General features: G+C 60.8%; 7 protein-coding genes. 4 read left to right on the forward strand and 3 right to left on the reverse strand.

Features of this window, described 5'->3' with window-relative positions; genetic code table 11:
* Position 1 precedes the first annotated feature (1 nt).
* The gene (gene hutH / locus LD28_RS0114740; protein WP_033137703.1) at positions 2-1,534 is read left to right on the forward strand and encodes a histidine ammonia-lyase; all 1,533 of its coding nucleotides are present in this window, start codon (positions 2-4) and stop codon (positions 1,532-1,534) included.
* Positions 1,535-1,679: 145 nt separating this feature from the next.
* On the opposite strand, the gene LD28_RS0114745 is transcribed toward hutH, so the two are convergent.
* Positions 1,680-2,777, reverse strand: coding sequence for a calcium:cation antiporter (locus LD28_RS0114745; RefSeq protein ID WP_033137704.1), 1,098 nt, complete (start codon positions 2,775-2,777; stop codon positions 1,680-1,682).
* A 275-nt stretch (positions 2,778-3,052) separates the two neighbouring features.
* On the opposite strand from LD28_RS0114745, the gene LD28_RS0114750 reads away from it, so the two are divergent.
* Positions 3,053-3,703 (forward strand): class I SAM-dependent methyltransferase, encoded by a 651-nt coding sequence (locus LD28_RS0114750; protein ID WP_033137705.1) that lies wholly within the window; start codon positions 3,053-3,055, stop codon positions 3,701-3,703.
* On the opposite strand, the gene LD28_RS0114755 is transcribed toward LD28_RS0114750, so the two are convergent.
* A complete protein-coding gene (locus tag LD28_RS0114755; RefSeq protein ID WP_033137706.1) occupies positions 3,700-5,226 on the reverse strand; it encodes an EAL domain-containing protein in 1,527 nt (508 codons plus the stop codon). The genes LD28_RS0114750 and LD28_RS0114755 overlap by 4 nt on opposite strands.
* Before the next feature lie 502 nt (positions 5,227-5,728).
* Here LD28_RS0114755 and LD28_RS0114765 point away from each other — a divergent pair.
* Positions 5,729-7,657 carry an EAL domain-containing protein gene (locus tag LD28_RS0114765; RefSeq protein ID WP_033137708.1) on the forward strand — a complete coding sequence of 643 codons (1,929 nt, stop codon included), beginning with the start codon at positions 5,729-5,731 and terminating at the stop codon, positions 7,655-7,657.
* A gap of 64 nt (positions 7,658-7,721) precedes the next feature.
* On the opposite strand, the gene LD28_RS0114770 is transcribed toward LD28_RS0114765, so the two are convergent.
* Positions 7,722-8,648 carry a 1-aminocyclopropane-1-carboxylate deaminase/D-cysteine desulfhydrase gene (locus LD28_RS0114770; protein ID WP_033137709.1) on the reverse strand — a complete coding sequence of 309 codons (927 nt, stop codon included), beginning with the start codon at positions 8,646-8,648 and terminating at the stop codon, positions 7,722-7,724.
* An 87-nt stretch (positions 8,649-8,735) separates the two neighbouring features.
* Between LD28_RS0114770 and LD28_RS0114775 the strand changes: the two genes are divergently transcribed.
* On the forward strand, positions 8,736-9,426 hold a 691-nt coding region (locus LD28_RS0114775; RefSeq protein WP_033137711.1), incomplete at its 3' end, for a hypothetical protein.

A 9,426-nucleotide genomic window follows, 5' to 3' on the forward strand; every position in this document is an offset into this window, starting at 1 on the left:
CATGTTTGAATTGACTATTACCCCGGGCGAGCTGGATCTTGCCACCCTGCGCCGCGTCAGCCGCGAGCCGGTACATGTTTCACTGGATCCGGCCGCGCTGCCGGGGATCCACGCCTCCGCAGCTGTGGTCACCAAGGTGATCGAGCAGAACCGGGTGGTGTATGGCATCAACACCGGCTTTGGCCTGTTGGCCAACACCCGCATTCCGGTGGATCAGCTCGACGAGCTGCAACGATCCATCGTGCTCTCCCACGCTGCTGGCATCGGCACCTATATGGATGACGCCACCGTGCGGTTGATGATGGTGCTCAAGCTCAACTCGCTGGCGCGCGGCTTCTCCGGCATCCGGCTGGCGGTGCTGGAGGCGCTGATGAAGCTGGTCAATGCCGAGGTCTATCCGGTGGTGCCGAAGAAGGGCTCCGTCGGCGCTTCCGGCGATCTGGCGCCGCTGGCCCATATGAGCTGCCTGCTGATCGGCGAGGGCAAGGCTCGTCACGACGGGCACGAGATCGATGCGAGCGAAGCGCTGCGGATCGCCGGGCTTGAGCCCATCGCGTTGGCACCGAAAGAGGGGCTGGCGCTGCTCAACGGCACCCAGGCCAGCACTGCCTTTGCGCTGGAAGGGTTGTTCCACGCCGAGGATCTGTTCGCCGGTGCCATCACCATCGGCGCCATGAGCGTGGAGGCGGCCCTTGGCAGCCGCCGTCCGTTCGATGCCCGCATCCATGCGGTGCGCGGCCAGCGTGGCCAGATCGATGCGGCCGCCTGCTATCGTCACCTGCTGGTGGATGGCAGCGAGATTGGCATGTCCCATCACAACTGCGAGAAGGTGCAGGATCCCTACTCATTGCGCTGCCAGCCGCAGGTGATGGGAGCTTGCCTGACCCAGATCCGCCACGCCGCCGAAGTGCTGGTGTGCGAGGCCAACGCGGTCTCCGACAACCCGCTGGTGTTTGCCGATGACGAGGAGATCCTCTCCGGCGGCAACTTCCACGCCGAGCCAGTGGCCTTCGCCGCCGACAATCTGGCGCTGGCCATCGCCGAAATCGGGTCGCTGTCAGAGCGTCGGATGGCGCTGTTGATCGACTCGCGCATGTCCGGTTTGCCCGCGTTTCTGGTCAACAACGGCGGGGTCAACTCCGGCTTTATGATCGCTCAGGTCACCTCGGCGGCGCTCGCCTCCGAGAACAAGAGCCTGGCTCATCCCGCCTCGGTAGACAGCCTGCCCACCTCCGCCAATCAGGAGGATCACGTCTCCATGGCCACCTTCGCCGCTCGTCGGCTGGCAGACATGGCGGAGAACACTCGCGGCATTCTGGCGGTCGAGCTGCTGGCAGCGGCACAGGGGCTCGATTTTCGCGCGCCGCTGCGCAGTACCGAGCTGATCGAGCTGGCCAAGGGACGACTGCGGGCAGAGGTGAGCTTCTACGACAAGGACAGGTACTTTGCGCCGGATATCGAGGCGGCCGCCGCCCTGCTGGGCCGTGCCAGCTACAACGATCTGATCCCGGCCGGGGTGCTGCCCAGCCTGTAAGCCTTGCTCCCCCTTCTCCCCTGGCGGGAGAAGGGTGGGGGATGAGGGGGAAGCCGCTTCACTGGCGCCGGTGAGATCCGGGAGCAGATGACAAAAGACCGCCCAATCGGGCGGTCTTTGCGTTTCTGACGTTGGTTGAGCGCGGTTATTCGTGCTCGAACATCAGGAACAGATAGACCACGAACAACACCAGATGGGTCGCGCCATGGAGCACATTGGTACGGCCGCTGCTGAAGGTCACTTTACAGACCATGAGAGTGGTGACCAGCAGCACCATGTCGGCGGCGGAGAGGCCGAGGCGCACCTCTTGACCCATGATGGCGCCGATAAGAAGTACCGCCGGTACTGTGAGGGCAATAGTGGCCAGCACCGAGCCGAAGTAGAGGTTCATCGCCCGCTGCAACTGATTGTTGAAGGCGGCCTTGATGGCGCCGACCGCTTCGGGGGCCAGCACGATACAGGCGACGATAAAGCCGCCCAGTGCGGCGGGCGCGTCCATGACATGCACCCCGTAGTTGATGGGGATGGCCAGGGTCTTGGCCAGCAGGATCACCACCAGCAGGTAGGCGAGCAGCAGGATGGTGTGATAGACGTTGCTCTGCAGCGGGCCGTGGTGCTCCTCGTAATCCTCGTGATCGCTGTCGACGAAGAAGTGGCTGTGGCTGCGGGTCTGGATCAGCAGAAAGACCCCGTAGAGCAGGATCGAGATGATGATCAGCATCCAGGACATGGCGCTCGACATGCTGCCGATCGTGCCGCCCCGGGTGAAGTTGGGCAGCACCAGACAGAGCAGGGCCAGCGGAATGATGGCCACCAGATAGGATTTGACCCCGTCCAGATTGAAGCTCTGGGTGTGGTAGCGCCAGCCGCCAAACAGCAGGGTGAAGCCTACCAGACCGGTACTCACCAGCATCACCACCGCAAACATGGTATCGCGGGCCATGGTGGGGTTGGGCTCGCCGGTCAGCATCACCGAGGAGATCATCACCACCTCCAGCGAGATGACAGAGAGGGTGAGGATCAGGGTGCCGAAGGGCTCACCCAGCTTGATGGCGAGGGCGTCGGAGTGGCGCACCACCGAGAAGATGGCCCAGGTGACGATGGCCAGCAGACCCGCCGATACCGGAAGATAGATCCCGAGCGGAGTTGTCTCTGTCAGCAGGTCGCTCCCCAGGGTCTTGAAAAAGAGCAGGGTCAGCAGGCCAACGGGCAGGGCAATCTCTTGCCGGATAAATGTCTTCATAGGCAATGGTTCTCTTTTGGGGGTCTGAATGACCGGAAACAAATGGATAAGGTGCGCACTTATCGGTTGCGCGATAACCAGCCCCTTATGATAAGGGCAGTTATCCCCGTCAGGGCAGATCATTTTGTTGCTGAATGTAAATAAGGGGTTGAAGAGGCCGGGTAGGCCTCCCCGATAGAGATAGGTATCGGGCCCGGGCAGGGGTAGCATGGCGAGGTAGCGGTCGTTGCGGCAATCCTGCTGCTGTGGCTGCTATCCCCGCGCTAAGGGTGCTTATGTCAGCGGTTCGTCTGCGTTACCACACCATCGAATTTGGTGAGCTGGATATCCACCTGCGCACACTGCGCGACAATCAGCAGTTCTCCGACGATGCGGGCGAGGCGGAGGCGCTCGGCATCTCCTCGGCATTCTGGCCGCTGTTCGGGATTGTCTGGGACTCCGGGCGGGTGCTGGCCAGCCAGATGGTGCGTCAGGAGGTGGCGGGACTGCGCATTCTGGAGGTGGGCTGCGGTATCGGACTGGCCAGTCTGGTGCTCAATCATCGTCATGCCGACATCACGGCCACCGACTATCACCCCGAGGCGGGTGCCTTTCTGGCCCGGAATGTGTTGCTCAATCAGGGGGCCGAGATCCCTTTCACTCGTACCGGTTGGGCCGATGCCGCCACGGATCTGGGCCGTTTCGATCTGATCATCGGCAGCGACTTGCTCTATGAGCGCGGCCATGTGGAGACGCTGGCGGCCTTTATCGAGCAGCACGCCAAAGCAAGCTGCACGGTGATCCTGGTGGATCCGGGGCGGGGTCAGCAGGGACGCTTTACCCGGCTGATGACCGGGCTGGGCTACCGGCACAGCCAGCATCAGCCTCATGATGTCGAACAGCTAGCCAAGCCGTTTCGCGGTCAGATCCTGCAATATCTGCGCTAGCTGGCCTCGCGGTATTGCTGCTGCCGCTCCCGTTGCCAGCGGGGCAGCATCTTCAGCGCCATGGGTTTGCCGAAGAAGTAGCCCTGGATCAGATAGACGCCGTGCTGGCTCAGATAGTCGACCTGCAGCTGGCTCTCGACCCCTTCGGCGATCATCTCCATGCCCGACTCCCGACCAAAGACGATGATGGCATCCAGCACGCTGCGTTTGAGGTCGTTGGTACCTATGGTATCGACGAACATCTTGTCGATCTTGATCTGGCGGATCCCCAGACTTTGCAGGTAGGCAAAGCCGCCGTAGCCGGTACCGAAATCATCCAGCTTGAAGTGATAACCCATCTGCTGCAGCAGGGTGATCTCCTCGGTGGCCGCCTTGATGTCGAGGATCGGCTTGCGCTCGGTCAGCTCGAAGGTGAGCTGGGTAGGTGAGGGGTTGTGGCTGTGGTTGAGCAGGGTGCGCAGCAAGGGCTGCTCGATATGGGCCGCCACCAGATTGACGCTGACCCACTGTTCTGGCGCCAGCTGTGGCAGGTCGCTGATCACCTGCTCCAGCAACTGCTCGGTCATTGGCAGGATTAGCCCCTGTTCCTCTGCATACTCGATAAAGGTGCCCGGGGGGATCAGCTCGCTTCCCCGCTGCCAGCGCAGCAGCGCCTCGAACCCCACCACTTTATTGGTGCGGATATCCACCACCGGTTGGTAGAGGGGAATAAACTCCCGGCGTATCAGGCCTGTCTGCAACAGCCCCTTGAGCGAGCGTCGGTAGTTGCGTAGCAGCCAGTATGTGGCAGTTAACAGGGTACCGAGCACAATGCCGAGCCAGAGGCCGTAGTGATTGAGCTGGTCATGGGCATATTGCTCCAGCGCTTTTCCCGCCCAGACCGTCTTTCTGGTGAGTTCATTCGGATCGTAGAAACTCAGGCTGCTATTGTTCTCTTCCTGCTTGATGCTCTTGTCGCCGCGTGGAAAGTGAACGGTGGCCGTATCGGGAGCCTGCCGGCTGAACTCCAGATAGAAGCAGTTGGCACAGGGGTGTTGCAGCCGCGCGTGGCTCCAGCTGTTATCCAGCACCCAGTAGGCGAGGTTGCCGCCGGACTGGTAGTAGGCCACCAGCTCCTGCTCGGTATTGAATTTGGCCACGGTAGCCGTGATCCCCAGTTTGCCGAACTTCTGCCCGCTGTTTTGGAGCTCCCTGAGCAGCGGGATCCCCATGCCCAGACTGGAGCAGCTGTTACCGGAGGCGAGCTCCAGCCCCTGCAGGCGGATGTGGTCGCTGTAGAAGCGGGGATCGCGCAGCAGCATCATGTCCTTGGCGCCACAGTCGAACTCAAATTGTGCCAGTTGCTTGTTGATGGTGGCATCCAGCTCCCGGTGGCGTTCTGCCATTGCCTCTTTGAGCTCGGTGACCTTATTTTCCAGCAGATGGAAGGCCATCGGCTTGGCAAGCCACAGGCCGAGAGACTGGCTACCGACGATAGGTAGGAGGAACAGCAACAGAGAGAGCCAGACGGGAGATATGCGCAAAGGAAGTACCTGCCAGTTTCATGAGACACAAATGGGCTGGTCCATCATAGTGCATTAGTGCAATCAATTTGAATCAGTGTTGATAAACTTGTTGGTGTAATTATTAAGCTTATGATTTTAAATGTTTTTATTGTGAACTTTGGCTGGATTCAATCGCTGACCTGTCATAAATGACAATTGCCCGGCTTATCCGAACTGCATTAGAGTACCCCTGCGGTTTGACTCACCGTGTGTTCAATACTCCTGTATCTGTTTTTTGTCAGTAGCACAGAGTGTTAGTTTTGATATGAGTGTTCCTTTTGGTCCCTTTTGAGGGACCATTTTTCTGTGCGTCATTTCTCCTCTCCCCGCATCAACGGCGCACCATCCTTGGTATTCTCTCTGTGCTTTGGGTATGCTGCCCCGCTTAAATTGCAGAAGCGGGATCTTCATCCATAGCAGTGGCCTGATCGCCGCTGCTACCATGAAGCCTCATGGATGTTGCTGGGCATACGGAAGGCGCATGAAACTGACTACACAGCTTGTCTCATTTATCACCCTGTGCGTGATCGCTGCCATGGCGATCGTGCTGATTGGCGGGGTGTTCAGCTTTCGTGAGCTGGGCATGGAGTTGCAGCAGAAGAAGGTCGATGCCCTGGTCGAGGTGATCGACAAGCAGTTCGATGTGGCCCACAACATGGATGAGATGAGTCACTGGCTACCCACTCTGCTCAGAGCCTCCCATGTGGTGGAGCTGGAAGTGCGTCAGAATGACCAGCGGGTCTACTGGTTCCGTGATGTGCAGCGTTCGGTCGATGAACAGCTGTTGGTGCCATACAGCCATAGGTTGCCTCATCAGGTCGGCATGCAGGTCAACTTCAAACTGGAACGCCCCTTCAAGGAGGCGGAGTACTCCATGAAGGCGATGTCCGGCATCTCCTTCGGCGTCTTTATCGTGGTGTTCGGTCTCTGGTACTCCATCCGCTGGCTGCGTCAGCAGCTGCGCGGTGCCGAATTGCTGGCCATTCGCGCCCAGCTGATCCTCGATGACAAACTCTCCAAACTGAATCATGACCCTGCCGAAGAGTGGCCGGTGGACGCCAGTCAGGCGCTTGACCATCTGCTGGCCGAGCTGGCCGATGCCCGCAAGGAGCGCAGTCGCTTCGACAACTTCATTCGCAGCAACGCCTTCGTCGACAAGATGACCGGTATCGGCAACCGACTCTTTTTCGACAACCGGCTGGAGAGCGCCATCATGGAGGCGAGCGTGATGAGCGGCGGGGTGCTGCTGATCGAGCTCGCCTGTCTGGAGGATCTGGAGGCCGAGCAGTTCGAATTGCTGGGCCACGATCTGCTGCTGGAGGCGAGCGCCACCATAGGTGCCTTCGTGCGCAAGCATAACGGCGCCCTGCAGGCCCGCTATGCCGGTCAGGTGTTTGCGGTGCTGCTACCCAATATGTCCGAGAGCGAGATGGTGGATGGCGCCAGCCAGTTGCTCAAGAGCCTGCAACGGCTGCACTGGCCGCAGGAGGTCAATCCCGATACGGCGGTCTATCTCGGCGCCGTCTGCTATCAGGCGGAAGATAGCCTGCTCAAGGTGCAGGAGGAGGCGGAGCTGGCCCTCAAGAGCGCCCGTCTGCAGGGGCACAACGGCTGGTTCCTCTACGAGAAGCAGCTGGACGAGGAGCAGAGCAGCAAGGGCACGGTGCGTTGGCGCACCCTCATCAGCCGTCGCCTCGAGGAGCTCGGCATCGATTTTTACATCCAGCCGATCCAGCAGGACCGGGGGCAGGTGGTGTTGCAGCAGGAGCTGCTCACCTATCTGCACGACGAGCAGGGGCGGGCCCTGCAGGCGGGGATCTTCATGCCGATGGCTGAGAAGGTCGGGCTGCTGCTGCAGTTGGATCGGCTGGTGGCGCAGCAGACTCTCGCTCTGCTGCGCCAGCGCTCCGAGCAGAGCTGCCCCATCAGCCTGACTCTGAGCGCCCAGAGCCTGCTCAACCGCGAGTTCCAGCGCTGGCTCTTCTTCGCCCTGTTCCAGCTGCCGCGCAGTACCAACGAGCGGTTGATCCTGCAACTCTCCGAATCCCAGGTGACCCGCCACTTCGAGGCGCTCAAGCGGCCGCTGCGCTCCCTGCGGATGCTGGGCTGCCAGCTGGCCATCGATCATGCCGGTCAGGATGTGGTGAGTACCCAGTACATCAAGGAGTTCGAGATCAACTTCCTCAAGCTGCACCCCAGTCTGGTGCGGGAGATCCATGCTCGCCAGGTTAACCAGATGGCGGTACGCAGTCTGGTGGGGGGCTGTGCCAATACCCGTACCCGGGTGCTGGCGGTGGGGGTGGAGAGCGGCGACGAGTGGAAGATGCTGCGCCACCTCGGGGTGCATGCCGGGCAGGGGGCCTGGTTTGCCGAGCCCCAGCGATTGGTGCTGGAACCGGCGGGTGATTGAGATAAACAAGAGAGGGTCGCCTTGGGGCGACCCTCTGTCGTTTGCGGCTACCTTCAGGCTGCGCTCACAGGCGCCCCTGCTCCCGCAGCCCGGCCAACCCCTGCATGCCGCCGGTGTGGATGAAGACGATCTTGCTGCCGGGGGCGATGCGGCCCGCCGTCATCTCGCGAAACAGCCCCCACATCGCCTTGCCACTGTAGATGGGCTCCAGTGGCAGGCCGGTTGTGGCGCTGAAATCCTGCACCCACTGCCAGAGGGCCGGACTGAATTTGGCATAGCCGCCATCGTGGTGATCGAGTGCGATCCGCCAACCGGAGATGCTGGCGGCCGCGGGATGGAGACGGCACACCTCGTCGGCGATAAAGCCACCCCCCTTCAGCACCGCAATGGCGAGGATCTGCTCCCGCTCCCGTTTACCGGCGATCAGGCCCGCCAGGGTGCCGCCGCTGGCGCAGGGCAGTACCCAGAGATCCGGCGAGAAGGGCACTTCGCTGACCAGTTCCGCCACCCCGGGGATGGCCAGCGGGCTGCTGCCTCCTTCCGGCACGATCAGGGTATCCGGCGCGTCGAATTGGGCCAGCCAGTCAGGATCCTGCCGTCGCCGGTAACTCTGGCGGTCGACGAAAACGAGATCCATGCCCCAGCACTTGGCATCCCGCAGGGTAGAGTTACTGACGGCATCGGATTCGCCCCGTATGATACCGGTAGTACGAAGACCAGATTGGCACCCCGCTGCCGCCAGCGCGTGGATATGATTGGAGTAGGCGCCACCGAACGAGAGCAGATGCTGTTTGCCCTGTTCTTTGGCGTGAATCAGATGGTATTTGAGTTTGCGCCACTTGTTGCCGGAGATGGCAGGATGGATCAGATCATCCCGTTTACACCAGAGTTCGACGCCATAGCGGGTCAGCAACGGATGGTGGATAAGTTGCAGGGGGGAGGGCAGGATGGCATGGCCATCTGTCGCTTCGGCTGGAAGGCTGGCTTGCAAGGATGAGTCCGTCTTTTATCTGGAGGCTAATTTACTGTTTATGTTAATATTTCACACATTTAACCAATGATGATGGGGCGGGCTAACATGAAACAACTGTTCAAACGGTCGACGCCAAGCCGCCAGGTAGGGCTCTTGCTGGCCAATGACAGGATCATGCTGGCCGCGGTGGGCAATCCCCCCGTCTTCGCGACGCGCACCATCAACGGCCCACAGGAGTGGGCGGTGGCCATGAACGAGCTGTTCAGTCGCCACGGTCTGGCCAAGTCTACGGTGCGGGTGGCCCTCGCCGCCAGCCTTTATCAGCAGATCCAGATCGACAAGCCTGCCGTACCCGATGCCGAGATGGCGGGCGCGCTCCCCTGGGCCATCAAGGATTATGTCAGCGAGCCCGTGCTGCAACTGGCGCTGGATTATGTGGACCTGCCCACCCCGCCGGCCGGTCGTCCGCGCATCAATGTGATCTGTCTGCCCAAGAGCCGGGTGCAACAGCTGGCCGATGCCATCAACGGCATCGCCACCCTGCAATCCATCATCAGCGACGAGTTGGCGCTTACCGCTCTCTATGACGCGGATGAGATGGTACGCATGCTGCTGTGGCAACCCAAGGGGCAGGATCTGCAACTGCTGGTCTTTCATCAGGGGGGGCTCTGCTTCTCCCGCCAACTGCGTGGTTTTACCAGTCTGACCGGCGAACATGAACCGGACAGCATGCAGCTCGACTCGCTGGCGCTGGAGATCCAGCGCTCCCTCGACTATCTGGCGGGTCAGCTCAAAT

It is taken from the genome of Aeromonas finlandensis (assembly GCF_000764645.1).
Taxonomy (GTDB): Bacteria; Pseudomonadota; Gammaproteobacteria; order Enterobacterales; family Aeromonadaceae; genus Aeromonas; species Aeromonas finlandensis.